Genomic DNA, 26,311 nt, shown 5'->3' with positions numbered 1-26,311 from the left:
TGGAATGCATCCAGTGATACGGGTTATTTTATTGCTCGAGTATAGCGTGATGCACGAGTACTGCACGGATGCCGTGGTAGTCACATGGTATATCCAATTGATCCTTGATTTCCCTGAGCTTTGGCAGCTCTTCATGCTGCTTCAGCACATGGAGAACGGCATTTTCCTGCTCCTCGGTGAAAAATTGCCTCAGATCGAGAGCTTTTCCTTCTGCATAAGCTTTGAACAAATGATTGCTGACAGTCATCGGAGTCAAGCCTCGTTCCTTGGCTATGTTTTCCATCGGTATACCTTGACTGAAGGCATCATAGCTGATGAGATGACTCGGTGTATCCTGCCTTTCCTGCAGGAGAGGCTTTTGATCGATGTCCGGGTTGGATGCTGTCTGCTCATATTGCTTCAGCACTTCGAGGAACTGCTCTCCATATTGTTCCATCCGTCTTTCCCCGATCCCCTTGATACCGAGCATTTCCTGCTGGGTATGCGGGATATATCGGCATAGCTCTTTCAATGTTGCATCCGAAAAGATGACATACGGAGGCAGTCCTTCTGCTTGTGCGATGCCTTTACGCAATTCACGCAGTTCCTGGAACAACGCCTCATCATAGTCCGCTTCGGCAGATTCCGTCGCTTTGGCGATCTGCATCATTACTTTCCTTTCGCCTTTCAGTATACGGACAGCTTCATCCGTTAGTGTCAATACAGGGTATTTATCATCGGTTGGAGCAAGGATCATTTCTGCGGAAAGATAATGGATGAACTGTGTGATATCCTTTTCCGTACGGTTTTTCATGATGCCATACGTAGAAAGTCCATCAAGCCCGAATTGCTTGATCCGCTTGTCCTTGGACCCTTTCAAAACCTTTGCAACCAAAACGGCTCCAAAGCGCTCGTCCATCCGTTTGACACAGGAGAGCACCATTTGCGCTTCACGAGTCATATCCGTCTTTTCGAATTCATTCAAGCAATTGCTGCATCTGCCGCAATCCTCGGGAATATGCGGATCCTGGAAATAGTGAAGCATATAGGTCTGTAAACAGCTTTGTGTATGGCAGTAATGGATCATTTGCTGCAGTTTCTGATACTCCGCTTGTGTGTCCGAGGCAGAATTCTCAATCAGGAATTTCAGCAGATGCACATCCTGGCCGGAGAAGAGCAGGACACAATCACTCGGTTCTCCATCGCGGCCTGCCCGGCCAGCCTCCTGATAATAGGCCTCCATGTTCATTGGCAAGGCATAATGCAGTACATAGCGTACGTTACTCTTATCGATTCCCATGCCAAAAGCATTCGTCGCAATCATGACACTGACTTCATCCTGGATGAAGGAGATTTGCGCTGCCTGGCGATCTGCTTCGCTCATCCCGGCGTGGTATTTAGCCGTCTTTATTCCTTGGCGGTCGAGAAACAGGGAAAGCTGATCGACCAGCTTTCTTGTTGGTGCGTAGATGATACCTGTATCTCCTTTGCGTTTTTGGATGAAATCGAGGATATAGCGCTCTTTATCGGCTCCTTTCACTACCTGGAAGCGCAGGTTCTCACGAGCGAAGCCGGTGCGTACCGTATAGTCTTCCTGGATATGCAGCAATTTTTGGATATCATCTGCCACCTGTGGTGTTGCAGTGGCAGTCAAAGCCATCACTGGAGGCGTATCTGCCAGCTTATCCAGGATGGAGATGGCAGATCGGTAGCTTGGACGAAAGTCATGTCCCCACTGGGAGATGCAATGCGCTTCGTCAAATGCAATCAAGCTTATCGAAAGCTTGCGGATCATTTGCAGAAAGCGAGCATTTTCCAGCCGTTCAGGCGCCACATAGAGAAAGGTGAATGCACCTTGGGCAGCTTGCTGCATCGTCCATTCCAGTTCTGCTGCTTCCAATGTACTGTTTATATAAGCGGCAGGTATGTCCATTGCTGTCAGAGCATCCACCTGATCCTTCATCAAGGAGATAAGGGGAGAGATGATCAGCGCAGTACCCTGCCGCATCAAGGCCGGGACTTGGTAGCATATCGATTTACCACCGCCTGTCGGCATGATTGCTAACGTATTTTCATCATTCATTGCATGACCGATCACTTCGGCTTGACCTTTTCGGAAGGTGTCATAACCGTAATAATCCTTGAGTATTTGCTCGGCAGTAGCTTGCACGTTCAAAATCCTTTCCTCATTCATGTTATGTACAGCATAACACGATTCTGTGCAAATCAGCATTTTAGTCGGAAAAATAAGAAACTGCCCGTATCTGATACAGGCAGTTCCTTATTTTTATACCGTCGCCTCGCTGTGCGGGCGCTTCAATTCAATTTTAATTTTTTCCAGGCGATTATCCCGTACGGATTCAACGGTAAAGAGCATGTTTTCATATTCCACGACTGTATCAGCATCTTCGTCCGGGATTGATCCGATGCGGCTTAGGATGAAGCCGGCAATCGTATCGAAATTTGGTACGTCGATATCTGTATCGAAGTAATCGTTAAACTCATCGATTTGGAGGGAACCGCTCGCCATATACGTATTGTCATCGATGCGTGTCAGCTCTCCCTCGATTTCATCATATTCATCGTCGATATCCCCGACGATCTCTTCGATCATGTCTTCCATGGTCACGATACCAGAGAAACCGCCATATTCATCGATCAGGATGGCGAGATGATTATGCGTCTGCTGCAATTCCTTCAGCAAATCATCGATGTATTTCGTCTCGGGCACAAAATGTGCTTCCCGCAAAATCGTCTCAAGACGGACGCCATCGAATCCATACTCCCGGACTGCTTTGAAATAATCCTTCATGTTCAGAATACCGACGATGGTATCGCTATCTGTCTGATAGACCGGAATCCTGGAGTATTTCTGTTCCAGCAGAATGTCAGCCAGCTCCTCTGCCGGGGTATCGATACTCAGTGTGAATGTATCCGTACGGGGGGTCATGATCTCACGTGCAATCTTATCATCAAGATCGAATACACCTTTGATCATGCCGAACTCATCTGCATTCAATATACCTTCCTCCTGACCGGTCTGAGCCAGGAGCTTGATCTCTTCCCGAGAAACCTTTTCGGCTTCTGCGTCATTTCCCACACGAGTGATTTTTACGAGCATATTCGTGGAGAAGGAAAGGAACTTAACGAATGGCATTGCGATTTTACTGATAAATAGAATCGGTGTGACAGAGAATCTGGCTATCCTCTCCGCGTTTTGAAGGGCAACCCTTTTTGGGAACAATTCACCGAATACAAGTGTTACATATGACAGCAAGACAGTAATCACAATAACGCTGATTTGCTGTGCATAAGGGATATCTCCCAGTACACCGGCGAATCGATTGGCAAGTCCGGTAGCAGCTGAGGCACTCGAGAAGAAGCCTGCCAGCGTTATACCTACTTGAATCGTAGCAATGAACTTACTCGGATCGGCGATGAGCTTCTGCAGCAATGCTGCTTTTTTATCGCCTTCATCCGCTTGCTGCGAAATACGATTCTTATTCAGTGAGACCAATGCGATTTCCGCCGCAGCAAAAAAAGCATTCAGGACTGTTAAAATACCAATCAATACGAGTTGGAGTAAAACTGGACTCCCAGGATCATCCGGACTATTCATGTATAAAATCTCTCCCTTAAAAAAATAAACGCAAAAAATGCGTTTTCATTATGAATATTATAAGCTTTTTTTATGCGTAATCCAACTAGTGTGCACGTACTGTAGTATATCCTGTGAATTGGGAATTATTCCAATGCCCGCAGCTGCTGGCGGAGTGATCGGATCTCCATTTCCATTTCTTCCAGCTGCCTTTCCATATGGGATGCTCCAGCACCGCTTGATGCCAATTTATCCGCATCTGCCTGAACGCTTGTGTACGACATTTTTAACTCGGCCAGTTTTGCTTCCAGCTCTTGCCTATCCATATCATCACCTCTACACTTAGAATAGGGAAAATCAAGTCTCTACGTCAAGCGGGAGGGGAAGGAATGCGTTTTGTACAGGAACATGATGTGCATCGTCTGCTGGCAAAAGCTGAACAGTCATTGCTGCAGCATGAAGCAGAGAATAATTTATTGTTAGGGCTGCTGGGAAGAGTGGCGGATGGAGAGGATATGGGATCGATTTTTGGATATGGGGAGGATGACCATGGAATTTGCACCGTCTTCTTGCATACAAAGGGAAATCGTATCATCCTTTCTCATGACACGGTATGGAAAGACGAAGAAGCTGCCCAGCTGGCCGGATTTGTGAATACATTGACGCCCGACCTTCCTGGAGTCATCGGACCAGTGGAACAGGCAAATCAGTTTGCACGAGTTTGGTCCAGGCTTTACGAAAAACAGATGAAGGTCCATATGAATCAGTTCATCTATCAGCTTGATCAAGTGGAGGATGCCGGTGCCGCCGCAGGGGAAATGCGTCTGGCAGGCAAAGAAGATTTCCTCTTGCTGCGGGATTGGCTCGTGCAATTCGGGAAAGCCACTGGCGAAGATATGACGGAAGAACGAGCGAATACAGTGATCGGCAGGATGATCACCCAAAAGCGAATGTATGTCTGGACGATCGATGGCAATGTCGTGAGTATGGCAGGCTGTGCCAGAGAAAGCCGGCATGGGATCGTCATCAATGCAGTTTTCACGCCTGCAGAGCAGCAGCGCAAAGGATATGCCCAAAGTTTAGTGGCAGCACTTTCGGCTAAATTGCTCCATGATGGAAAACAATTCTGCTGTCTGTTCACGAATGCGGATGACCCAGGTCCGAATAAGCTGTATCAAAAAATCGGATACCGCCGAGTCGCCCGTAGCTGCGCTATCGATTTCTTATAAGAAAGGGCCGTCACAGTGAAGTGACGGCCCTTATCTGTATTTATGTTTTATATTTTGCCTTGGAAGGCAGCAAGTTCGTCGTAGAATTTATCGAATGTCGGAATATCCATTTGCTGGCCTGCATCGGACAATGCAGCAGCAGGATTCGGGTGCACTTCAGCCATGACACCATCTGCACCGACAGCCAATGCAGCTTTCGCGCACGGGAGCATGATGTCCTTTCGGCCAGTGGAATGCGTCACGTCGACCATGACAGGAAGATGTGTTTCCTGTTTCAAAATCGGCACGGCAGAAATATCAAGTGTATTCCGCGTCGCTGTTTCATAAGTGCGGATACCGCGTTCGCAAAGGATGATTTGTCCATTGCCTTCGGAGTGGATATACTCCGCAGCAGCTATGAATTCTGCAATTGTACCGGATAAAGCGCGTTTGAGCAGGATTGGTTTATTCGTACGGCCTGCTTCTTTCAGTAATTCGAAGTTCTGAGCATTACGCGCACCGATTTGAATGACGTCGACAAAATCCAGCGCTTTTTCGATGTCATGCGGCGTCACGATCTCACTGATGACAGCCAAATCGTATTCATCCGCTGCACGCTTCAGGATTTCCAAGCCTTCCACACCGAGCCCCTGGAAATCATAAGGGGATGTACGCGGCTTGAAAGCACCGCCGCGAAGCAGCTTGAGTCCTTTGTCTTTCAAAGATTCCGCTACCGCCGCTACTTGATCATAGCTCTCCACCGAACAAGGACCAAAGACAAAGCTTGCTTTGCCGGTTCCGACTTTTTCTCCTTTTAGGTCGATTACCGTATCTTCGTTTTTGTAAGAGCGGGAGACAAGCATCGGACGCTTGCTGGCAGCTTCTTCTTCCTTCGTCTTGGATTTCATCACAGCTTGGAAGATAGCATCCAAAGAGGATTCCCCGAGGACGCCTGTTTCATTCTGTGCTTTCAGCTCTGCCAGCAGCAGTTTTTCGGACTGGCTGCGCTCACTCTCGGGAAGATCCTTCAGCTGCTGCTTAAGGCTTGCCTGTTCGTTCAACAATTTCAACAGCTCGAAATGTGTTTGTTCATACTGCTTCTTAAGCTCCAAAACATTTGTAGTCTGCATAAATAGATCCTCCTTATAAGTTTAAATGCCCCAATTTGTCTTCAATAGCCCATCCAGCCGGTATCAGTTATCCTGCAAGCGAGAATTCCCGGATCCCGGGGAATCCCTTGCAAACCGCTGCCGCCCTGAGACGGGTTATGGAAGAAGCACAACATCAACATCGCAATCCGAAATAAATACAATGTTGAAAATATTATCCCTATACTACATGCTTTTATAAATAAATACAAATGAAAGCTTCGAGGTATGCAGAAAAAAGGACGATAGTACCTATTTACCCTGGATTTTTGCCTTGCCATGATTTTGATGAAATCTTTATATTTTTTTAACATTCATAGCAGGCTGCCGATCTTTTCGACGCTTGATAACATAATCGGACAGCGTGAACAAAAATACGAGCAAGAATAGGAAACTCGATATTTGGAACAGGGAAGAAGTCGGTACGAATTGATGCAAAATGCCAAGGATGACAGCACTCAGGCCAATGCCAAAATCGATAGATGAATAGTACATGCCATTGGCGATACCGCTTCTTTCAACATCCGTCTTGGATATCGTCCAAGCTTGCAAAGCGGGGATCATTGATCCATAACCAATCCCGAACAAAGCCCCGGAAAGGATGAAATACCAGTTTGCCGATGCGATGCTGAGTATCCACATAGCCAGGAAAGCTATCACGGAACAGCCCATGATCAAAAGCCAAGGTCCCTTGGCATCGAACAGGCGCCCTGTGAAAGGTCTCGAAATGGTAGCACATAAGGCATTGGCTAAATAGAAGAGGAATGTCCCGGTCAGATTCTGTTCCTCTCCAAAAAGGACAAGATAAGTAACGATGGAACCGTATCCGAATGAAGTCAGGAACGTGATGAATACTGGATAAGTGCTTTTCTTTTCGATCAATGATCGGAAAAATGAAAACTTCGGCGGCTTGGCTTGGTTCCGTGATAGTGCTTCAGGTTCTGCATAATGTGTAATCGACAGGAATAGGAAAGCTATCATGCCTAGTAAGACAGAGACAAGTACGAGGGTGCGGAAATCATAATTTTGATAAAGGAAAATACCGATGCTTGGTGCAATGATCATTCCAATCGTTATCGAAAGGCCAAAATAACCCATGCCTTCTCCGACACGCCTTCTCGGCACAAGGTCAACTGCGGCGGTACCGTTGGTGGTGGTGCCCCATCCCCAAGCTGCCCCATGCAGGAAGCGGAAGATCAGCAGAAGTGTGACAATTTGAGTGAAAGGATAAAGGATTGTACAGACGAGTAAAAGGAAAGAGCCGATAAGAACCGGCATTTTCCTTTTTTTCGTCAGCAGGATATGGCCGATGAACGGCCTGATCAGAATTGCTGCGACTGAAAAGGATGTCGTCACCAATCCTACTTGAAGGCTGCTGCCGCCGATGGAGGCAATATAAGGAGGCAGATTCGGCAGCAGCATCTGGAAGCTCATGAAAGTAAAAAGATTGCCCAGCAGCAGGAAAACAAAGGCCTTCGTCCATAAGGGAGGCGTATTGTTCATGATCATGCGCCTCCTAATCTGCCTGAATTCCGGCAGCTGATTTTTTCTTCATTCTATAATCGACCCATTCCCGGTAAAAGTGGGAAACGACCGCTTTGCAAACGGCATAAAACGGAATGACGAACAGAAGACCGAGGAAGCCGGCAATGTTTCCGGCAGCCAGAATCAGCGTGATGACTGTCAGCGGATGGATGCTCAAGACTTTGCCCATGACATTCGGGGAAATGAGATTTCCTTCGATCTGCTGGGCAATCAGCATGACGATGGCAGCCAGTATAGCCAATTTGGGCTCTTGGAAAAAGGCGACCAGGATGGCTGGCGCAGCTGCCAGATATGGCCCGAGAAACGGGATGACATTGAAAACGAGTCCGATGACAGCAAGCGTGAAGGCATATTTCAGCCCGATGAGCGAATAGCCGATGAACAGCATGGTGCCGACGCATACCGATACAATGAACTGGCCCTGGATAAAGGAGGCCAGCGTATGATTCACATCTTCCATCAGTTTTTTCACGCTTGCTCCTTTTTTCTCATCGAAGAATTTCGTGATGAATGGAATCAATTTTTCCCCATCTTTGAGCATAAAGAATAAGAAAAAGGGAATTAAGACAAGCGTGAACAGGAAGTTGACCAGGCTGGAAATGAAACTGATGAGATAACCTGGGATGTCCTGCAGACTGGATTGCAAGTTCGAAGCATAATTCATGATGGATTCTTCCACTTGATCCGGCAGGGCAGAGTGATTCTCTTCCCAATAATCCACGATGGACATAATTTCATTGGTTATTCCCGGGATATTATTCACCAAAGCCTGAAATTGCTTCTGCACGATTGGTGCAGCGAATTGGAATACGATATAACCCAATCCGATCAAGAGCAGGAATATCGTCAGGATGGCCACCCATTTCGGGAAACGGATCCTTTCAAGGAGCCGCACCAGCGGTTTGGTGATATAGAATAGAAGGCCGGCCGCGATCATCGGGAATGCGATGGCGCCTATGTATGCGGCTAGGGGCCGGAAAATGAAGCCCACTTTCGAAATCAACAGGATCAGGGTGAAAGTCAGGACAGCGGCCACAAGGCCTTGAAACCATTTTTTCTGAGTCAACTAAATCGTACCTTTCCAGTTATTGATATAGCCTAGCATAGCATAGCCGGGCTTCGGCGTAACCCTTTCCCAAAGTTTTTATTGAATTTCCAGCAAGATGGGGATTCTGCGCCATTTCACATTATAATGTGGTAAAATCTCACTATACTTATTTTTCAGGAGGAAAGCACATGGCATGGCAAGATACATATCAGAAATGGAGTTCATTTACAAGTCTTGATCCTAAATATAAAGAGGAATTGGCGAAAATCGCCGAGGATGAAGCTGCTTTGGAAGATGCTTTTTATAAAGAGCTGACATTCGGGACAGGCGGTATGCGCGGCGTGCTGGGAGCGGGAACGAACCGTATGAACATCTATACTGTCCGCAAGGCAGTGGAAGGGCTGGCAGTGTACATGGAGAAGAACGTTGCAGATTACAAGGAACGCGGCGTAGCAGTTGCTTATGATTCCCGTTACATGTCTGCCGAGTTTGCGGATGAAACTGCCCGTGTCCTGGGAGCGCATGGAATCCGTGCGCATGTTTTCGAATCGCTTCGTCCGACTCCGCTGCTATCCTTCGCGGTGCGTCATTTGAATGCTGCAGCCGGCATCATGATCACAGCGAGTCATAACCCGCCTGAATATAATGGCTTCAAAGTCTATAATGAAGACGGCGGTCAGATCCCGCCGGCGCAGGCAGAGGCAATCATAGCGGAAATTGCCAAAGTCGAAGATGAATTGGCGGTGGAAGTCGCGGATTTGGAGACAATCCGCAAAAATGGTCTGCTGCATTCCATTGGGGAGGATGTAGATAGTGCCTACCTCCAAGAATTAAAGACGATCTCAAACATGTCCGATTCTGCGAAAGAGCAGCTGGACAAACTCCAGATTGTATTCACACCGCTTCACGGTACATCCCATGATCTTGTCCTGCGCGGTTTGGACCAGCTTGGCTTCCAGCATGTACATGTGGTGAAAGAGCAGGCACAGCCGGATCCGGAGTTCTCGACCGTGGAATCTCCGAATCCGGAAGAGCATCAAGCCTTTACACTGGCGATGGAACAAGGTGCGGAGATCGGAGCGGATGTACTGATTGGGACCGATCCTGATGCGGATCGCCTGGGAGTTGCTGTACAGGACGGAAAAGGTGCATATCAAGTATTGACAGGGAACCAGCTTGGTACTTTGATGCTTGATTACGTACTGACCAATGCATCAGAGGATGATCTACACAGCGGGAGGCTCGTCAAGACCATCGTGACGACTGAAATGGGACGCGCAGTGGCAGCATCATATGGCGTGGAGACGATTGATACGCTGACGGGGTTCAAATATATCGGTGAGAAAATCAAGCAATTCGAAACCACCGGCGAGAAATTCCTCTTTGGCTATGAAGAGAGCTACGGTTATTTGATCGGTGATTTCGTACGTGATAAGGATGCTGTACAGGCTGCTATGATCGCTTGTGAAATGGCTGCTCACTGGCGGGCGCAAGGCAAGACGCTGCTGGAGGCATTGCATGTACTTTACGAAAAGCATGGCTACTTCCTGGAGGATCTTCATTCCATCACATTGAAAGGTAAAGATGGTGCCGCGAAGATCGCAGCGATGATGGATGCTGTCCGTGCCGATACACCACAGGAGCTTGGCGGTCTGAAGATCATTGCAGTGGAGGATTATTCCGCACAGACACGCCGTCATCTCGAGTCTGGTTCTGAAGAGAAGCTGACACTTCCTCAGGAAAATGTCATAAAGCTGCTTCTTGAGAAGGATAGCTGGGTGTGTCTGCGTCCATCCGGAACGGAACCGAAAATCAAAAGCTATTATGGTGTCAGCAGCGCGAGCTACGAAAGCAGCTTGAAGCTATTGGAGAAGCTGAAAGCAGATCTTGGCAAGTATCTGCAATAAGCAGTTGACATTGTTCTGATATTCGACTACACTGAGTGTGTGATAAGCGCAATATGCTTTTAAAGGGGAGTAGCTACACAATAAAGTCGTCATTCCGAGAGAAATCTCCGGCTTTATTGGCAACTCAGACGTTGTTAGCGAGACCTTTACCATCTTGGTAAAGGTCTCGCTTTTTTTGATAAAAAGCGTTACGCCTTCACTAAGATGGAGTATGATTGCAAAGAAAGTCGCATACTACACATAAAAGGAGCGTAACTACATGGATGCACAATTACTTTTAGAGTATGGCTGGGTTCTGATCGTCCTTGTCGGACTGGAAGGTATTCTTGCCGCGGATAACGCATTGGTACTCGCAATCATGGTTAGGCATTTGCCTGAAAAACAGCGTAAAAAAGCACTTTTCTATGGGCTGCTCGGGGCATTTATCCTCCGCTTCGCATCCCTATTCGTCATTTCCTTCCTTGTCGATGTTTGGCAAGTACAGGCAATAGGTGCTGCGTATCTACTGTTCATATCCATAAAGAACCTGTACGACAAGTTCAGTTCTAAAAATGATGATGTCACTAATAAGAAGCCGAAAAAAGAAAGTGGCTTCTGGATGACGGTCTTGAAAGTCGAACTTGCCGACCTTGCTTTTGCGGTCGATTCCATCCTTGCTGCGGTAGCACTGGCTGTTGCACTTCCGCCGACAGGCTGGGGAGAAGTAGGAAGTTTGGATACCGGACAATTCGCTGTCGTCCTTGCAGGCGGAATGATCGGTATCATCATCATGCGATTTGCAGCGAACATTTTCGTTGACTTGCTCCATACACGACCTGCTTTGGAAGTAGCAGCTTTCGTCATCGTCGGATGGGTAGGTGTAAAGCTGGTCGTGAGCACGCTCTCCCACGACTCACTTGGCGTACTGCCGCATGATTTTGCACATTCGACTGCGTGGAAGCTTATCTTCTATGGTGTACTGGTCGCTATTGCCGTGATCGGCTGGATTGTGTCTGGCAAAAATAAAGTCGAGCATAAGAAAGAGGATTCTGCTCAAACTGAATAAACTATAAAAGACCTTTCACTTAATGGTGAAAGGTCTTTTTTGAACAGACATTTTGTCTTTCAAGCTGAGAAGCGTTAAAATAGAAGACAGCATATAGATAGCAGAAGGGGACGAGTACCATGTCAGAACATCATTTTCATTTAGCGGCAGCCTGGCCGGGAGGAAGGAACAGCTCCGGTACAATCGAAGCAGGAAATCTGAAGACAGAAATCAGCATTCCGCCAGAAATGGGTGGTCCTGGCATCGGTACGAATCCGGATGAGATGCTGCTCGGAGCAGCGGCTACTTGCTATATCATCACTTTGGCAGCAATGATTGAACGGGCTCACCTGCCGCTGTCATCCATGAAATTGGAGTCGGAAGGCATCGTTGATGAAACCAATGGTGTGATCACATACAAGCGAATCATCCATCGGCCGACAGTATATTTAAAAGAAGAGGCGACGGAAAAGCAATTCCATATGCTGGAGAAGCTTGCTGTCAAAGCGGAAGAGAGCTGTATGATCACAAGAGCGATAAAAGGCAATGTAGAAGTGAGTCTGGAGGCAGACTTGCATATCGAGAAGCACCCTAAATAATTTTGCAAGATAAAGGACGGAAAGCGTATGAATAGTGAACGTGCGATGCATATTCTGAAGGAAAATGGCTTTAAACAGACAAAGCAGCGCGAAAAACTGCTGGATATTTTCCAGAAACGATCCCAGTATTCCGCGGTGACCGATCTTTGGAAAGAATTTCGAGAGGATTTTCCAAGCGCAAGTTATGATACTGTGTACAGAAATCTTTATACGATGTCGGAGCTTGGCATCCTGGAGATGACAACAATAGATGGAGATAAGCATTTCCGTTTCCATTGCAATATAGAAGGCCATCATCATCACTTCATCTGTAAGCAATGCGGCATAACGAAAGCGATTGATGTCTGCCCGATAGCAGACGTGCAAACAGCGCTGCCGGGCGGCTATACAATAGAAAACCATAACTTCGAGGTGTATGGCATTTGTCCTGCCTGTCAATAATTGATTGATAGGCAGTATTTTTTGTGACAGAAACGTAATAATTACTGTTTACAGATAGTAATGGTTACGATATAATCTCGATTAGAGCTTATATCGTAACGGGAGGAATACCATTGTTGAAGAAATCGTTATTTTTAATCAGTACAGCCCTGCTTTTCGTTTTGCTTGCAGCTTGTTCGGACAGCGGAAGTCAAGAAAGTTCGGAGAATGGCAAAATGAAGATATATACCACCATCTATCCGATTCAATACTTTGCCGAAAGAATTGGCGGGGACCAAGTGGAAGTGGAGTCCGTGATCCCAGCTGGCAGTGACGCACATAGCTTCGAACCAACCTCGAATCAGATGGTCGATATTGCGAAAGCAGATGCTTTCCTGTATTCAAGTGATGAACTGGAAACATATGCCAAGACGATCGCGGATGCTGTCGGTGACGAGGATGTAAAGATTGCCCAGCTTGCAGATGGCATCAATTTGCTTCCTTTTGATGAAGAACATGAGCATAGCCATGGAGAGGCAACAGAGGAAGAGCACGATCATAGCCACGAAGAAGCAACAGAAGAAGAACACGATCATAGTGAAGAATCAGCAGAAGAAGCACATCACCATGATCATGGCAGTATCGATCCGCATTACTGGCTTGATCCAGAACGTGCAAAACAGATGGCGGAAAATATGAAGAATACCCTTGTAGAACTGGATCCTGACAACGAAACGACTTATGAGGACAATTACAAGGCAGTCGCAGAAGAATTGGATGAGCTTGATCAGAAATTCCAGCAGGCGGTCGAAGGAAAAGAAAATAAGAAAATCATCGTGTCCCATGCTGCATATGGATACTGGGAAGACCGTTACGGTATTGAGCAGATTGCCATAACTGGTTTATCCCCAACGAATGAACCTTCTCAGCAGGAATTAGAGGAGATCATCCATACGGCAGAAGATAATAAATTGAACTATGTACTGTTCGAACAGAATATTTCGCCGAAGGTGGCAACCATCGTACAGGATGAAATCGGGGCTGATGTCCTCAGGATCCACAATTTGGAGACCATTACCGAGGATGAAATCGATGCTGGCGAAGATTATTTCAGTCTGATGAACAAGAATATTGAAACGTTGGAGCAAGCTTTGACCAATGAATGAACTGCCTAAGGCTGCCCGAGTTTATCTCGGGCAGCCTTTTATTAATCCTTATGTTTCGTGAATATTCTAATTTTAATATATAATGAAGATGTACATAAGTTTGTTTATGGAGGGGTTTGCAATGAAAAAATTCGAAGAACAGCTGCAGCAATTCGCCAGACTGGCCATCCAGACCGGCGTTAATCTGCAAAAGGGACAAGGGCTTCTGCTGGTTGCACCAATCGAAGCGGTACGCTTCGTCCGGATGGTTGCAGAAGAGGCGTATAAAGCAGGAGCTAAAGATGTACATACAGAATGGATCGATGACGAGCTGGTTCTTCAACGCTATAACCATGCTCCGATTGAATTTCTGGAGAACGTGCCTGCATGGAAATTCCATGCCCGCAATGAGATGGTGAAGGATGACTATGCAGTTCTGAATATCCTCGGTGAAAATCCAGATTTACTGGAAAAAGCCGATGGGGATAAAGTGGCGGCGTATATGAAATCAGCTGGAAAAGGACTGACACCTTATCGGGACTGGATGATGAAAGATAAAATGCAATGGTCGATTGTCGCTTATCCGACAGCAGCCTGGTCCAAAAAGGTATTCCCTGACAAATCCATCGAGGAGGCGCAGGAAGCCATGATGGAAGAAATCCTGCGCATCAGCCGGGTCACTGGAAATACAGACCCGAATGAAGCTTGGAAAGCGCATAATAAACAGCTGCATCTTGCAGCGGACTTCATGAATAAGCAGCAGTTCTCCAAATTGATCTATAAGTCCAAGGGAACAGACTTAACAATCGAGCTGCCAAAGGGTCATATTTGGAGTGGTGGTTCAGGTCCTACAGAAGCAGGGGTAGAATTCAACGCTAATATCCCTACTGAAGAAGTATTCACGATGCCGCATAAGAACGGCGTAAATGGAACGGTATCCAGCACCTTGCCATACAACTTCAATGGTCAGCTGATCGAAAACTTCCAGCTGACATTCAAGGATGGCGAAGTGGTGGACTATAAGGCAGAAAAAGGCGAGAAAGCGCTGAAAAATCTGCTGGAAGCTGATCCCGGCTCCAAACGTCTTGGGGAAGTGGCGCTAGTTCCGCATAAATCACCGGTATCACAATCGGGTTTGATTTTTTATAATACATTGTTCGATGAAAATGCATCGTGCCACCTTGCATTAGGGAAGGCGTATCCGACTTGTATTGCAGGCGGCAATGATATGACTGCTGCAGAACTTGAGGCAGCGGGTGTGAATGACAGCATCATGCATGAAGATTTCATGATCGGGTCAGCTGATCTTGATATCGATGGTGTAAAAGAAGACGGCACCACTGTGGCTGTCTTCCGTCAAGGAGCCTGGGCGCTCGAGTTCAACTGATCAAACCAAGCGGAGAATCGAATCCAGTCTTTGGCTGTTCCTGGCTTCTTCATAAGAAGCAAAGGGGCAGCCTTTTTGCCGTATGCGCTCCGGAACAGTATAAATGGTGAAGTCATCCAGTGTTAGCCCTGGATTTACTTCTTCCCAGAATAATGGAGTGCTGACAGTACCACTTGTCCGCTTCCGGGCGGTGTAAGGAACCGGTAATGTTTTCCCCTTCCCGAACTGAACATAGTCGATATACAGACGCTCATGTCGATTCTTTTTCATTCTCTCGATTGTAAAAAGATCAGGATGCTGCTGGACGAGTAATCTTGCCAAAGCTTCGGTGAAGGTGCCTGCTTCTTCATAGCTGAGCTGCTTATCTGGCAATGGAATGTACAGCTGCAGTCCTTTGCTGCCGGAAGTCTTTATGAATGCATGGAGATGCATTTGATCAAGCCAGTCTTTAAGCAGATTGGCAGCCTTGATTGCCAATGGAAGGGCATCTTCTGCCGGCGGATCAAGGTCGATGGCGATTTCCTGCGGCGATTCGCTGCCGATATGGTGAAAAGGGGCATGGAATTCGATGCTCCCATGGTTCGCAAACCAGATGAGAGTCTGAAGATCCGGGCATTGCAGCGCCTTCGTATCAGGAATGAAGTCTGGGGCATAATCTGGCCTGTGCTTCTGATAAAAGAAATCTGCTTCAACCCCGTCAGGACAGCGGATGATTGTCATTTCCCTATTTATCATATGGGGTAGCATGAACGGTGCCACTGCCCGGATATAAAGCAGGTAACGCAGCTTATCGATTCGCGCCTCTTCCCAGTAAAGCTTGTCCAGCTTGCTTAATTCAACTGTTTCCGGAAATTGGGCAAGATCAATGGCTGCTTGCTGTATTGTGCAATCAGCTGCTGCTATGGTCGGTGTCAAACTATGGAATCTCGGTTCGCGCAGCTCTTCGTCTGCCTGGCCAAGGCAGTCGATTTTTGCGCAGATGGCTGGAGGGAGTATCAGAAGATTATTGTCCTTGTTCCCGTTCTCTTTAAAAAAGGCAGTAAGAGCATGGCGCTCAGCCTCTTCCATCCCATGCTTGCATTTTCCGATCGGCACGAAATGACCATGCTCATCTGCCAGCTGAGCATGGAAATAATCATTTTCTTTATCGTATGCTGTCAGCACTGCTGTGATCGTGCGCCAATTCTTTATTTTGTACCAATCGTGATGCTGTTTGCCTGCCTTATAAGTACTGGAAGAGCGCTTGGCGATGATGCCTTCCCCTTGATGCAGGATGACAGATTCCAAAAGCGTCCCAGGTTCTGAATGATAAGCTACATATTTTACAGCTGCCGGCTGTCCTTCGAATGAATGGATGAGTTCTTGCAGTGCTTGCTTGCGCGAAGTGAGCCGCCGTCTTTCCTGCTTTTTGCCGGCATCGATAAGTAAATCGAAAGCCATCAGCACAGCAGGGCGTGCAGCTGCAATCCGTTCGATTCGATCGGCTGATTTCAACCGTCCGCGAGTTTGCAGCAAACCAAAGTCCCCGCTCAATATGTTTTTCGGTACGATTAATTCCCCATCGATTGTGAAAGGGATATGTGCATCCACTGCATGCCTTTGCTGTTCGCAGTAGGTGATGATCTCCGGGAATTGGGCGGTCAAATCGATGCCATTTTTGCTTGTCAGCGTCACGCTGTCCTTGGTGACGTTCAGTACAGCCCGGAAACCGTCATATTTGACTTCATATATCCAGTCTTCCCCGACAGGATAGGTATCCTGATAGATCGGTTTCATTACCTCCATTGATATTCTCTCCTTTTTCTCTAGTTTGAGAGCATTCTGCCGGAATTAAACATAGAACAGACGTACAAACTAGGCTAAAAAGGAGTGAAGAGTTCAATGCATACGATGTGGAAGGGAACAATCAGCTTCGGACTTGTGAATATTCCAGTGAAAATGCATGCTGCCACGGAAAATAAAGACGTGAAGTTGCGGCAGCTGCATAAAGAGTGCAATACACCGGTCAAATATGAGAAAGTATGTCCGCATTGTGAGAAGGAACTGCAGGCAGAAGATATTGTCAAAGCCTATGAATACACGAAAAATAAATTCGTCGTACTTGATGAAGAAGAATTGCAGGCATTACAAAAGGAGCAGGAAGACAAAGCGGTGGAAATCGTTGACTTTGTCAGCTTGGAGGAAATAGATCCCATTTATTTCGAACGCTGCTATTACCTGTCTCCGAATGAAGGAGGGACCAAGGCGTACAGTTTATTGCGAAAGGCACTGGAAGAGACGGGCAAAATAGGGGTAGCCTCGATGATCATCCGTTCCAAGCAGCAGCTCGCCGTCATCCGGGTATATCAGAATGTGCTGGTCGTTGAGACGATTCATTATCCGGATGAGGTGCGGAGTGTGGCTGATGTGCCGAATATCCCGGCGGAAGACAGCATTGCCGAAAAAGAGCTCACAACAGCCAAGCTGCTCATCGAACAGCTTACAGCTACCTTCGATCCGGACAAATATAATGATGAATATCGTGAGGCCTTGCTCGATCTCATTCAGGCAAAACGCGATCATGAAGACGTTCATATCCCGACAGCGAAGAAACAGCCGAGCAATGTCACCAATCTGATGGATGCCCTGCAGGCATCACTGGATAAAGCGAAGAAGGATAAACCAGCCGCCAAGAAGACGACAAGGCGAAAAACTTCGGCACGGGCAAAAAAGAAGCCTGAAGCTGGATAATCTTTCCCGTCATTTTACGCTTGTATTTCGTAGATGACAGTCTTTTGACAGCTAGCTAACAAGTCGATGAAGAATGGGCATAAGCTATAGCGTTTCTGCTGTTTGCTCCTTACGATGGAAGGAATACATCCTAGAAGGAAGCGATAGTATGGAACGAAAACGCGATGCGCATTTTGATAATGCAAGACTGCTTATGATTACCTTTGTCGTGTTCGGACACTTGATACAGCCTTATCAGGACATGTTATTCCTGCAAATGAGCTATACATGGATATATACCTTTCATATGCCTGTTTTCATCTTCCTGGCTGGATTTTTTGCCAAGGGGGCCGCGAACAGGGCCGCCATCGAAAAGCTGGCGAAAAAGCTCCTGTTGCCGTTTCTTTTCTTTCAATTCATTTACACGATTTATTACTTTACCATCGGAAAAGAAAATTGGCTGGAGTCCATCCTTGTGCCGCAGTGGGCACTATGGTTTTTGCTGAGCTTGTTCTGCTGGCATATGCTGCTTATTCCATTCAAGAAAATCAAGCCAGCGCTGGGAATTCCACTGGCTGTTTTCATTGGCTTGCTGGCAGGATATATTGATGAGATCGGAGCAGCATTAAGCCTCTCCCGAACATTTGTATTCTTCCCATTTTTCTTGATTGGGTATTGGGTGACAAAAGAGCAGCTGCACGTACTGCGACATACGCCGATTCGAATAGGGGCGGCAGTGCTGCTCCTGGCTGCAGCTGTCATGCTGTATCTGTACCCTGACCTACCGACAGATTGGCTGCTTGGATCGAAATCCTATGCCATGCTTGGTGCTGGCGGAAGCGGCGGAGTGATCCGTTTGTTTATTTATCTTGTGTCGGCGTTGATGATGCTGAGCATTCTGACGCTGGTGCCCGATAAAGAGATGCCTTTTACAAAGTATGGGCAGCGGACATTGTATGTTTATCTGCTGCATGGTTTCTTCATCCAGTGGATCCGTGTGGACGATGTATTCGAAGTGAGCAATGGCATGGATATTGCAGGACTCCTGATAGTCACTGTCGGTATCGTACTTGTCCTTTCCCAGCGCTGGATGCTGCGTTTATGGAAACCATTGATCGAGTTGAAAAGCCCATGAAAAAGCTGCACAGGATGACCTGTGCAGCTTTTTAAATTGGACGAGAGTCGCGAAATTGCTTTGGCGTCATTGATGTATAGTACTTGAATTGAGCTGTAAAGTAGCTTTGGTTGCAGAAGTTGAATTTTTTGGCTAAGTCAGCAATGGATTGATTCGTATGAAGCAAGAAATATTTGGATTCCTCGATCTTTTTCTGGTTGATGAACTGTACCGTGGATACGCCGACTTCTTTTTTGAATAGATGGGAAAGATAGCTCGGGTTCACTTTGCAGTGGGAGCTGATAGCCTGTAAGCTCAGATCCTCCAGAATATGCGATTGTATGTACGCAATCGCTTCATTGATGATATTGGAGTATTGCGTCGCGCGGCTTTTGTTCAAGCCTTCGATGAAACGGACGAGCATATCATATTCCAAATCGGAAAGCTCCTGCTCTGTCTGGCAATTTTCGATTTCCAGCATGTAGGTCATATTCAGAGTGGAAGCTACCTCCTGTGAAGCACCGCCGCGCAGGATGGCACGTGTGTATAAGGTGCAGATGCTGATCAATTGGTTCTTGGCGGATCGCAGCGGTTGAAAGGCATACTTCGGGCGTTCAGAAGTGGACAGGCTTTCAATGATCGATAATGCCTCGTTCAAATCTCCATTCTGTACAGCATCCATCAGCTGGTTTTCCAGCAGGTAGGAAGGGTATAAAAACTGTTTGTTTGACTTCATATCTTCAGAGGGACGTTTCTCAGGCAGAACAGCATTTTTAGATATGGTAGACATACTATACCTCCGTTAAGGAATATTGGTTTTATCATCAGTCTTATATATCAATATTGTAAGCGTTTTCCGATAAAAAATAAACTGTTTTAATAAAAAATATTTATAAAACGGTTATTTTAACATTTTTCGACACGTTGGCAGGTTAATAGACAAGCAGGAGAAAGACTAGCTATAATGGGAATAGCAAGAAAGAAGGCAATTGTCTGAAAAAAAGAGGTGTGCACATGCGTGTCAGATCCACTCGGCGTATTCTGCCTATTGTTTGGATGGTCATCCGGTTCATGCTGCAGATTTATTGGTTTTATTTCCTGCATAGCCGTGTATGGGATGAACAGGATAAACAGGAATGGGAAGCATTGCTGACGAAGCAGGCGAGGGAGTATCGGAAGACGGCCGAAAAGAAGGGCGGGTTGCTGGTCAAGTTAGGGCAGTTTCTCAGTTCGCGCGCAGATTTACTGCCCAAGGTATTCATCCGGGAAATGGAAGGACTTGTGGATAAAGTAAGGCCGATGCCGTTTGCCTATTCGGAAGCAATATTACGAGAAGAACTTGGCAGCCATTATGAGTCAGAGATCAGGGATCTGAATCCTCACCCGATAGCTTCTGCTTCTATCGGCGATGTGTATGAGGCACGCCTGAAGAATGGAAAAAAGATAGCTGTGAAAGTCCAGCGTCATAATGCCAGGCAGATTTTTCACATGGACTTCAAAGCGCTTCGGATCATTTTCTTCCTGCTCCGAAAGTTCACTAGTATCGGCAAAAAATCGGATATGAAGGCGTTGTATGCCGAAATCGTGACAATCATCAGCAGGGAATTGGACTTTCGGAAAGAACTGGAGCATGCGGATTATTTCAAGAAACGCTACAAAGGGAATACGGAGATCAACATGCCGAATTATTATCCAGAGCTCTGCACCGGAAGAGTGCTGGTGATGGACTGGATAGAGGGCAGGAAGGTGACGGACACCGACTATCTTGATGCACAGAAGATTCCGCGTGAGCAAGTGGCCAGGGCGCTTTTTCAGTTCTTCGCCGATCAGTTCCTCAACAGCGGGATGTTCCATGCGGATCCCCATGCAGGCAATATCATGGTACAGCCGGACGGGAAGATCGTACTGCTCGATTTCGGTATGGTCGGGGAAATCAGGGCAACGGATACCGACTATTTAAGGGAAGCCATACAAGGGGTGGTTCTGGATGATTATGAAGCGGTCATCCAGGCGCTTTACAAAATGGAATTCCTGCTCCCTTCCGCCGATTCCGAGAAGGTGAAGCGGATCATCCGGAAGACGGTGGATTTATACAAAGGCGGACAGCTTGATGTAGGGGACACGGACTCCTTCCTTCAATTGATGGAAGAGCTGCAGGTGATCGTGAAGGAACAGCCGATCCAGCTGCCGGCCGATTTTGCTTTCCTTGGCCGGGCAGTTTCCCTGGCAATTGGCCTGGTGGCCATCATTTATCCGCAGGCAGATTTGGTAGAATGGGGAAAACCTGTCATCCTCCGCTGGATGAGAGGATCGAAAAAACATAGTTCCATCTATACTGGTATCCTGACAAATTCGCTCCGACCCTTCTTATCCATGCCGCGGGCACTCGTTGATTGGCTGACGGACGGGGAGAAGCAGCGGAGCTGGGAGCGGGATAAGCAGAAGAACCAGTTGATGCACCAATTTTACTTCTTTTATACGGTGCTGCTGCTCACCCTGACAGCAGGCTCTGCATACATTGGCATTCATGGAATCATCCAGCATACATTAGGGCTGATCCTCGTCGGATTCATACTGACGTTCCTGTTTTTTGGGTTAAGCTTAATTCTTTTCATCAAGCATGTTCTGCTGCTTAGATCCATAAATAAGACTAGGAGGTTGTGAAAATGGCAGATTTATTACGTAAAGGATTTCTCTTAGGTGTAGGTGCTGCTTTGGCTGGAAAAGAGAAGTTGGATGCCAAATTGAAAGAGCTGGTGGAAAAAGGAGAGATTACGCCGCAGCAAGCGAAGGATTTGATTCAGCGCTTTGTTGAAAAGGGAGAAGCAAAATCCAATGAATGGAACGAGAAAAACCAGGAGAATATGCAAAAGAAAGCAAGTGAGCTGGGACTTGCGACGAAAGCGGATGTCGATGCCCTGAAGCAGCGAATCAGCCATTTGGAGCTTCGGCTGCACAATAAGGAAGATTAAGGGATTATGGGTTAAAAGATTAATTTGTCGTGAATATTTTGAAAATTTGTTGTCAAGCTTTCCTTTCTCTATTAGAATGATGGAAGAGGCTATAATCAGAGGAGGTAATTAGCAATGATCAGCTTTTTATCTTTAGTCGACCAAGTGGAGCAAGAATTGAAACGCCCTTCCACAGCCACGGAGTATGATTTTCTGAAATGGATGCATGAACAATATGTCGCCGAACAATTGGATATACTGAAGCAAGCGCAGTAACAGAACCACACCCCGCCAAATTTGGCGGGCTTTTTTATTTACCGGGAGCGCATGCTTATATGACCAAGAAGTTCATGTATGTACCGAAGGAAAGAAATAGCAGGATGAAATATTGGAATTCTGGTGAGGGAATTGACGAGAGGCGAGGGAGTTGTCGGTTTATATTTAGATGGAGCCGGCTATGGGACCGGCTTTTTATTATTGTGGTGAGTCTTGCATGTGTCACGAACCTTTCTGTGTTCAGGGGAAGCAGCACTGCTGCGGGAGTTTGTTTCATAGGCTGGCAAATCAAATAGAATGGAAAAATGATGAAATCTGACGGATTTTGTGAAACTCTGAGAGAATTCCAGGCATTTTAACGGCTCGTGTTCCCCTTGTATTCCCAATATATCATTTTCAAATAAATGGTAAAATGAAAGGGAATAGAGAAGGAAGGAGGTGAGGAATTGGATCGTACTATATTTTCTGAATCAAGTACGTTTCCAGAGCTGTTAGATACTTTTCATGTAAGCATTAAATTAGAAAAGAAGCATGCTGCGGAAAAAATGCTGCGAGAGATCCAGGAGCAGCGAAAAAGCATTCATGATCCAAACCTATTGATCAAATCCGCTCTGATGGAAATTAGATTCTCTTTGCTGGCTGGGGAGACGGAGCGAGCTGAAACGATGTTTGCTGATTTCGAGAACGCCAAAAAAGAGTTAAATGATGAAAATGCTTTTTATTATCATTGCTTCAAGGGTCATCTATTCTATGAAAAAGGCCATCTTCAACATGCGATCATTGCATATGAAAAAGCTGCAGAATATTTGGAGGAACTTTCGAATACTGCAGAGAAACCAGACTTTTATTATAAGCTGGCCAACGCATACTATCATGCCTATATCACTTCGCTTTCCGTTATCAATGCAACCTTGGCCATCCAGGAAGCCCAGGAGCAGAAACAGGATTATGTGCTTGCTAAAAGTAAACTGCTGCAAGGGTTGAATTACCTGGAATGGAAGGACTATGAGGGAGCAGAAGCACTTTTGCATGAAGCCTTGTCATATCGGCAGCAGGACACAGGCAGCGAGTTTAATCTGGTGTATATGATAAATCATAACCTAGGCTTGGTTTATTTAAGGAAAGGATTGCCGGATACAGCTGTCCATTACTTTAAAAGAGCGATCGAGGACCAGGAAAGCAGTCATTATATGAAAAGTCTTTATTACCTGGCCGAAGCGTTGTTTTACGCTGGTCGGAATGAAGAAGCATTGCGCTACTTTGATATAGGATTCTCCATCAGCAAGCGGGAAAATAACGAGCTTTATAAATGGATCTTTGCCATGCTGCATAAAAAGTTCATCGACAGGAGCAGCTTTGAAGGAGTTTGGCAGCAAGGAATCGAATATTTCATTACAAAAAATGACAAATTCAATGTAAAATATTATTCAGAGCGGTTCGTCGAATATTTTTTCAAGAAAGGCGAACACGTAAAAGCCAGCTATTATTATAGATTGGCCATAAAATAAAAGGAGTGGGGAAAATGAAGAAGAAAATCTTTGTTGGCACACTACTGGCAGCGATAATTGCAGGAGGATTTTTCGGCTTACAAGATAGCGGGCAGCACCAAGCGGAAAGACAAGGCGTCACTCCTAGTTCAAGTTATTTCGATCAATTATAAAAAAACTGTCCGATGCCAGGATAACTGTATTTTATGGCCAACACTCCATGTGTTGGTTTTCTTTATGTTTCAACCTCCAATATAGGAGCGTTCCTCGGTACACGCTGCTTCTGTCCATTCATCGAAATTTAATATGGATGATTCTGCTTTTGGATCATCCCACTTCATTTCCGCAGCCGCTCATTTATGTATAAGCTATGAACAGAATACTGTTTTTTGAAGAAAAAGAACATACGTTCCTTTTCAGGTGTTAAATTTTTTGATCTATATCTGTTATAATGCATGTAGCAGTGAAATGAGGGAGGTGTTCGGCTTGTTAAGTGAAGAAACAGTGCTGCGGCATATGAAAGAGGAACTGGAACAGGCCTTGGCCAATGGGGATGTCCAGAAGCAGCGGGAGCATGTTCGGGCGGTTCGTTCGATGTGCGATTTGTTTTTGCAAAGTGAACGATCCGAAAAGAAGGAGATGCCTAAACAGACTGAATCCCAATCGGGACCGTCCGCGGCGGAATGGGCAGCGATGACAGGGGAATGGCCGGTCCAGCAGCCCAGGAAGGCATTTGAAGATGATGATGATGAATCGAACGGCAAGTCCTTGTTCGATTTTTGATATAAAGGAGCAGAAAAAATGAAAGCATTACTTATAATCGGAGCGATCAGTGGTTTCCTTACGGTGGCACTTGGAGCATTCGGGGCACACGGATTGGAAGGAAAGCTCTCGGAAAAGGCAATCGCTACATGGGAAAAAGCGGTTCTATATCAGATGTTCCACACATTGGCGCTGGTCGGGGCAGCGTTGCTGCTTCAGAAAATCCAAGCAGGCAGTTTGGTGACGGCCGGCGGTTTCTTCATCGCAGGTATCCTATTGTTTTCGGGAACACTTTATATTTACGCGGTCAGCGGAATCACGGCATTTGCCTTGATCACACCAGTGGGCGGGGTGGCATTCCTGATCGGCTGGGTGCTGCTCGGTTATTCTGCAATCAAATATCTATAAAGAAAAACCTCTGCAGCTGCAGAGGTTTTTATCGCGGAGGGTAATTTGCCAAGCCGCCTGGATTTCCATAAGGGTAGTTATAATTGAGCGGTTCATCGAATGTGACATAATCGAGATACACCATCAATAACAGATAGCGGCGGTTGGTCTCGGGATCGCGCAAGATAAGGTGGTCACGTCCGGCAGCTTCGATTGTGCCTTTGAAGATCTTTGCATTCCAGCGGTCGTTGTTTTCGAATGTCATATAGACAGTAGCCAGCTTGCCGCGATTCAGACGCAATATGTTCTCGATATAGGACTGCTCAACCGGAAGGCTGGGTCCGCCCCCGCCCGGGCCGCCGCCTTGTACTTGTGAGGGTGCTTGCTGTTGCTGCTGGGGATAAAACGGCTGGTTTTGCTGGCGAGTCGGGTAACTGTAATTCGGGACTTGCGAATAGGTATAAGCCTGATTCTGTTCCTGGAATTGCGGAGTGCTCGGCGTCTGATTCTCTTGATTCGGGTTCTTACTCATATTCATTCCCCTTTCCTATATCCTTTGACTTGAAGACACTCGGGCAGCTGATGGTCCGGGAAGCAGAGTCGATACGTTCTGCCGAACATATTGACAAATTCCGGCTTAAGGAGGCGGGGGCTCTCCATCCCTGTACTCCTTAACCGCCATCGGCTTACCTCATGCAAAGGAACTCATGCCTGTTCTTTGACATGATATGTGATCGGAAAGCGGGGTAGAACCAAGGAAATAAAAAAAGCCGGACCATTTGGTCCAGCTTTCATCAAACATGGAAGTAGGAGGATGCTGCTTCTTTTGTCAGGATATTTCCGAAATAGAAGTCGCCGAATTCGCCATAGCGTGCGCTTACTTCATCGAATCGCATTTCGTAAACCAGCTTCTTGATTGGCAGCGGGTCGTGGGCAAATAGTGTAACGCCCCACTCCCAATCGTCGAATCCGAAGGAACCCGTGATGATCTGTTTGATTTGACCAGCATATTTACGGCCGGTTTTGCTGTGCTCATACATAAGTTTGGCACGTGCATCTTTTTCAAGTGAATACCAGTTGTCTTCATTCATCCGGCGTTTATCCATCGGGTAGAAGCACATATAATCCCAGCGAGGCAGGATGGGTTTCAAACGAGCCTGTACTTCCGGCTTTTGTTCGATGTCGACGCCAGGCTTGCTCATATATTTGGAGAGTTCAACGACCGATAAGTAAGAAAAGCTCTTTGTCATGTAAGAGGCTAACTTCGTTTTGTCGAATGTTGTTTCTATCTCCTGTAATTCATCCATTGTCGGCCGCAGGATCATGAACATCAAGTCTGCTTTGTGACCTATTATTTTGTAGGCAAGCTGACTGCCTTTATTTGCTTCTTCTACTTGTTCCATTGTCGAAAGCCAGTCCTGGAATTCCCCGATCGCCGCTTTACGCTCATCTTCGGATGCCAGTTTCCAGCTTGTCCAATCCATTACCCGGAAATCATGCAGGCAATACCAGCCGTCCATGGTTTCTACTGCTTCTGCCATGCCTAAACACTCCTTTTTCGTTCACATTCTTTGTATAGTGTAACACAAACGACATAAGACCATGCTTGTCGTTGCT

The 26,311-nt window shown here is 46.5% G+C and carries 26 protein-coding genes; 16 read left to right on the top strand and 10 right to left on the bottom strand.

Annotation, left to right across the window (positions count from 1 at the left end):
- Positions 1–28: 28 nt before the first annotated feature.
- The 3 genes from recQ to CHH53_RS00880 all read right to left on the bottom strand — a co-directional run bounded on the left by recQ (position 29) and on the right by CHH53_RS00880 (position 3,903).
- The gene (gene recQ / locus CHH53_RS00890) at positions 29–2,149 is read right to left on the bottom strand and encodes a DNA helicase RecQ (RefSeq protein ID WP_095214320.1); all 2,121 of its coding nucleotides are present in this window, start codon (positions 2,147–2,149) and stop codon (positions 29–31) included.
- A 117-nt stretch (positions 2,150–2,266) separates the two neighbouring features.
- The gene (locus CHH53_RS00885) at positions 2,267–3,598 is read right to left on the bottom strand and encodes a hemolysin family protein (RefSeq protein WP_095214235.1); all 1,332 of its coding nucleotides are present in this window, start codon (positions 3,596–3,598) and stop codon (positions 2,267–2,269) included.
- A gap of 125 nt (positions 3,599–3,723) precedes the next feature.
- Complete coding sequence (locus CHH53_RS00880) at positions 3,724–3,903, bottom strand: SE1832 family protein (RefSeq protein ID WP_095214234.1); 180 nt, start codon at positions 3,901–3,903, stop codon at positions 3,724–3,726.
- 63 nt (positions 3,904–3,966) lie between these two features.
- On the opposite strand from CHH53_RS00880, the gene CHH53_RS00875 reads away from it, so the two are divergent.
- Positions 3,967–4,806 carry a GNAT family N-acetyltransferase gene (locus CHH53_RS00875; RefSeq protein WP_095214233.1) on the top strand — a complete coding sequence of 280 codons (840 nt, stop codon included), beginning with the start codon at positions 3,967–3,969 and terminating at the stop codon, positions 4,804–4,806.
- 47 nt (positions 4,807–4,853) lie between these two features.
- On the opposite strand, the gene CHH53_RS00870 is transcribed toward CHH53_RS00875, so the two are convergent.
- The 3 genes from CHH53_RS00870 to CHH53_RS00860 all read right to left on the bottom strand — a co-directional run bounded on the left by CHH53_RS00870 (position 4,854) and on the right by CHH53_RS00860 (position 8,544).
- Positions 4,854–5,915 carry a bifunctional 3-deoxy-7-phosphoheptulonate synthase/chorismate mutase gene (locus tag CHH53_RS00870; RefSeq protein ID WP_095214232.1) on the bottom strand — a complete coding sequence of 354 codons (1,062 nt, stop codon included), beginning with the start codon at positions 5,913–5,915 and terminating at the stop codon, positions 4,854–4,856.
- Positions 5,916–6,230: 315 nt separating this feature from the next.
- Positions 6,231–7,436 (bottom strand): MFS transporter, encoded by a 1,206-nt coding sequence (locus tag CHH53_RS00865; RefSeq protein WP_233134734.1) that lies wholly within the window; start codon positions 7,434–7,436, stop codon positions 6,231–6,233.
- Between the two features lie 13 nt (positions 7,437–7,449).
- Positions 7,450–8,544 carry an AI-2E family transporter gene (locus tag CHH53_RS00860; protein ID WP_095214230.1) on the bottom strand — a complete coding sequence of 365 codons (1,095 nt, stop codon included), beginning with the start codon at positions 8,542–8,544 and terminating at the stop codon, positions 7,450–7,452.
- 170 nt (positions 8,545–8,714) lie between these two features.
- Here CHH53_RS00860 and CHH53_RS00855 point away from each other — a divergent pair, with 170 nt between their 5' ends.
- The 6 genes from CHH53_RS00855 to CHH53_RS00830 all read left to right on the top strand — a co-directional run bounded on the left by CHH53_RS00855 (position 8,715) and on the right by CHH53_RS00830 (position 15,008).
- A complete protein-coding gene (locus CHH53_RS00855; RefSeq protein ID WP_095214229.1) occupies positions 8,715–10,433 on the top strand; it encodes a phospho-sugar mutase in 1,719 nt (572 codons plus the stop codon).
- Positions 10,434–10,692: 259 nt separating this feature from the next.
- A complete protein-coding gene (locus CHH53_RS00850) occupies positions 10,693–11,478 on the top strand; it encodes a TerC family protein (RefSeq protein ID WP_095214228.1) in 786 nt (261 codons plus the stop codon).
- Between the two features lie 119 nt (positions 11,479–11,597).
- Positions 11,598–12,056, top strand: a complete 459-nt coding sequence (locus tag CHH53_RS00845; protein ID WP_095214227.1) for an OsmC family protein — start codon at positions 11,598–11,600, stop codon at positions 12,054–12,056.
- 27 nt (positions 12,057–12,083) lie between these two features.
- Complete coding sequence (locus CHH53_RS00840; RefSeq protein ID WP_095214226.1) at positions 12,084–12,497, top strand: Fur family transcriptional regulator; 414 nt, start codon at positions 12,084–12,086, stop codon at positions 12,495–12,497.
- Between the two features lie 113 nt (positions 12,498–12,610).
- On the top strand, positions 12,611–13,642 hold the full coding sequence (locus CHH53_RS00835; RefSeq protein ID WP_340081519.1) for a metal ABC transporter solute-binding protein, Zn/Mn family: 1,032 nt from the start codon (positions 12,611–12,613) through the stop codon (positions 13,640–13,642).
- Positions 13,643–13,763: 121 nt separating this feature from the next.
- A complete protein-coding gene (locus CHH53_RS00830) occupies positions 13,764–15,008 on the top strand; it encodes an aminopeptidase (RefSeq protein ID WP_095214225.1) in 1,245 nt (414 codons plus the stop codon).
- Here CHH53_RS00830 and ligD read toward each other — a convergent pair whose 3' ends face one another.
- A complete protein-coding gene (ligD, locus tag CHH53_RS00825; protein WP_095214224.1) occupies positions 15,009–16,793 on the bottom strand; it encodes a DNA ligase D in 1,785 nt (594 codons plus the stop codon). It abuts the gene before it with no gap.
- 96 nt (positions 16,794–16,889) lie between these two features.
- Here ligD and ku point away from each other — a divergent pair, with 96 nt between their 5' ends.
- Together ku and CHH53_RS00815 are read left to right on the top strand one after the other, a co-directional pair.
- Positions 16,890–17,738 (top strand): non-homologous end joining protein Ku, encoded by an 849-nt coding sequence (gene ku / locus CHH53_RS00820; RefSeq protein WP_095214223.1) that lies wholly within the window; start codon positions 16,890–16,892, stop codon positions 17,736–17,738.
- Between the two features lie 148 nt (positions 17,739–17,886).
- Positions 17,887–18,852 (top strand): acyltransferase family protein, encoded by a 966-nt coding sequence (locus tag CHH53_RS00815; protein WP_095214222.1) that lies wholly within the window; start codon positions 17,887–17,889, stop codon positions 18,850–18,852.
- Between the two features lie 31 nt (positions 18,853–18,883).
- Here CHH53_RS00815 and CHH53_RS00810 read toward each other — a convergent pair whose 3' ends face one another.
- Positions 18,884–19,621 carry a helix-turn-helix domain-containing protein gene (locus CHH53_RS00810; RefSeq protein ID WP_095214221.1) on the bottom strand — a complete coding sequence of 246 codons (738 nt, stop codon included), beginning with the start codon at positions 19,619–19,621 and terminating at the stop codon, positions 18,884–18,886.
- A 224-nt stretch (positions 19,622–19,845) separates the two neighbouring features.
- Here CHH53_RS00810 and CHH53_RS00805 point away from each other — a divergent pair, with 224 nt between their 5' ends.
- From CHH53_RS00805 to CHH53_RS00785, 7 genes are all read left to right on the top strand, one after another.
- Entirely contained in the window at positions 19,846–21,495 is a 1,650-nt protein-coding gene (locus CHH53_RS00805) for an ABC1 kinase family protein (RefSeq protein ID WP_095214220.1), read from the top strand.
- Positions 21,496–21,497: 2 nt separating this feature from the next.
- Entirely contained in the window at positions 21,498–21,803 is a 306-nt protein-coding gene (locus tag CHH53_RS00800; protein WP_095214219.1) for a phasin family protein, read from the top strand.
- Between the two features lie 114 nt (positions 21,804–21,917).
- Complete coding sequence (locus CHH53_RS17215) at positions 21,918–22,058, top strand: hypothetical protein (protein ID WP_158221440.1); 141 nt, start codon at positions 21,918–21,920, stop codon at positions 22,056–22,058.
- A 446-nt stretch (positions 22,059–22,504) separates the two neighbouring features.
- Positions 22,505–23,566, top strand: a complete 1,062-nt coding sequence (locus CHH53_RS00795; protein ID WP_095214218.1) for a tetratricopeptide repeat protein — start codon at positions 22,505–22,507, stop codon at positions 23,564–23,566.
- 14 nt (positions 23,567–23,580) lie between these two features.
- Positions 23,581–23,718, top strand: a complete 138-nt coding sequence (locus CHH53_RS17210) for a hypothetical protein (protein ID WP_158221439.1) — start codon at positions 23,581–23,583, stop codon at positions 23,716–23,718.
- A gap of 313 nt (positions 23,719–24,031) precedes the next feature.
- Positions 24,032–24,328, top strand: a complete 297-nt coding sequence (locus CHH53_RS00790; RefSeq protein ID WP_095214217.1) for a YwdI family protein — start codon at positions 24,032–24,034, stop codon at positions 24,326–24,328.
- Positions 24,329–24,346: 18 nt separating this feature from the next.
- Positions 24,347–24,715: a DUF423 domain-containing protein gene (locus tag CHH53_RS00785; protein ID WP_095214216.1), complete on the top strand. Its 369-nt coding sequence runs from the start codon at positions 24,347–24,349 to the stop codon at positions 24,713–24,715.
- 28 nt (positions 24,716–24,743) lie between these two features.
- On the opposite strand, the gene gerQ is transcribed toward CHH53_RS00785, so the two are convergent.
- Together gerQ and hemQ are read right to left on the bottom strand one after the other, a co-directional pair.
- On the bottom strand, positions 24,744–25,232 hold the full coding sequence (gerQ, locus tag CHH53_RS00780; protein WP_095214215.1) for a spore coat protein GerQ: 489 nt from the start codon (positions 25,230–25,232) through the stop codon (positions 24,744–24,746).
- Positions 25,233–25,488: 256 nt separating this feature from the next.
- Positions 25,489–26,235 carry a hydrogen peroxide-dependent heme synthase gene (gene hemQ / locus CHH53_RS00775; protein WP_095214214.1) on the bottom strand — a complete coding sequence of 249 codons (747 nt, stop codon included), beginning with the start codon at positions 26,233–26,235 and terminating at the stop codon, positions 25,489–25,491.
- Positions 26,236–26,311: the final 76 nt, after the last annotated feature.

Origin of the sequence: Terribacillus sp. 7520-G (assembly GCF_002271665.1) — a bacterium.
Taxonomy (GTDB): domain Bacteria; phylum Bacillota; class Bacilli; order Bacillales; family Amphibacillaceae; genus Terribacillus.
Note: the sequence above shows the minus strand (reverse complement) of the source record. Positions and strands in the feature narration are given on the sequence as shown.

What these genes read in the sequence shown, in the direction of transcription:
- CHH53_RS00815 (WP_095214222.1), top strand. Translation starts at nt 17,887, where the DNA reads ATGGAACGAAAACGCGATGCGCATTTTGATAATGCAAGACTGCTTATG.
- ku (WP_095214223.1), top strand. Translation starts at nt 16,890, where the DNA reads ATGCATACGATGTGGAAGGGAACAATCAGCTTCGGACTTGTGAATATT.
- CHH53_RS00855 (WP_095214229.1), top strand. Translation starts at nt 8,715, where the DNA reads ATGGCATGGCAAGATACATATCAGAAATGGAGTTCATTTACAAGTCTT.
- CHH53_RS00880 (WP_095214234.1), bottom strand. Translation starts at nt 3,903, where the DNA reads ATGGATAGGCAAGAGCTGGAAGCAAAACTGGCCGAGTTAAAAATGTCG.
- CHH53_RS00785 (WP_095214216.1), top strand. Translation starts at nt 24,347, where the DNA reads ATGAAAGCATTACTTATAATCGGAGCGATCAGTGGTTTCCTTACGGTG.
- CHH53_RS00865 (WP_233134734.1), bottom strand. Translation starts at nt 7,436, where the DNA reads ATGAACAATACGCCTCCCTTATGGACGAAGGCCTTTGTTTTCCTGCTG.
- CHH53_RS00870 (WP_095214232.1), bottom strand. Translation starts at nt 5,915, where the DNA reads ATGCAGACTACAAATGTTTTGGAGCTTAAGAAGCAGTATGAACAAACA.
- CHH53_RS17215 (WP_158221440.1), top strand. Translation starts at nt 21,918, where the DNA reads ATGATCAGCTTTTTATCTTTAGTCGACCAAGTGGAGCAAGAATTGAAA.
- CHH53_RS00800 (WP_095214219.1), top strand. Translation starts at nt 21,498, where the DNA reads ATGGCAGATTTATTACGTAAAGGATTTCTCTTAGGTGTAGGTGCTGCT.
- CHH53_RS00830 (WP_095214225.1), top strand. Translation starts at nt 13,764, where the DNA reads ATGAAAAAATTCGAAGAACAGCTGCAGCAATTCGCCAGACTGGCCATC.
- CHH53_RS00810 (WP_095214221.1), bottom strand. Translation starts at nt 19,621, where the DNA reads ATGTCTACCATATCTAAAAATGCTGTTCTGCCTGAGAAACGTCCCTCT.
- hemQ (WP_095214214.1), bottom strand. Translation starts at nt 26,235, where the DNA reads ATGGCAGAAGCAGTAGAAACCATGGACGGCTGGTATTGCCTGCATGAT.
- CHH53_RS17210 (WP_158221439.1), top strand. Translation starts at nt 23,581, where the DNA reads ATGAAGAAGAAAATCTTTGTTGGCACACTACTGGCAGCGATAATTGCA.
- ligD (WP_095214224.1), bottom strand. Translation starts at nt 16,793, where the DNA reads ATGGAGGTAATGAAACCGATCTATCAGGATACCTATCCTGTCGGGGAA.
- CHH53_RS00850 (WP_095214228.1), top strand. Translation starts at nt 10,693, where the DNA reads ATGGATGCACAATTACTTTTAGAGTATGGCTGGGTTCTGATCGTCCTT.
- CHH53_RS00885 (WP_095214235.1), bottom strand. Translation starts at nt 3,598, where the DNA reads ATGAATAGTCCGGATGATCCTGGGAGTCCAGTTTTACTCCAACTCGTA.
- CHH53_RS00805 (WP_095214220.1), top strand. Translation starts at nt 19,846, where the DNA reads ATGCGTGTCAGATCCACTCGGCGTATTCTGCCTATTGTTTGGATGGTC.
- CHH53_RS00840 (WP_095214226.1), top strand. Translation starts at nt 12,084, where the DNA reads ATGAATAGTGAACGTGCGATGCATATTCTGAAGGAAAATGGCTTTAAA.
- CHH53_RS00845 (WP_095214227.1), top strand. Translation starts at nt 11,598, where the DNA reads ATGTCAGAACATCATTTTCATTTAGCGGCAGCCTGGCCGGGAGGAAGG.
- CHH53_RS00875 (WP_095214233.1), top strand. Translation starts at nt 3,967, where the DNA reads ATGCGTTTTGTACAGGAACATGATGTGCATCGTCTGCTGGCAAAAGCT.
- gerQ (WP_095214215.1), bottom strand. Translation starts at nt 25,232, where the DNA reads ATGAATATGAGTAAGAACCCGAATCAAGAGAATCAGACGCCGAGCACT.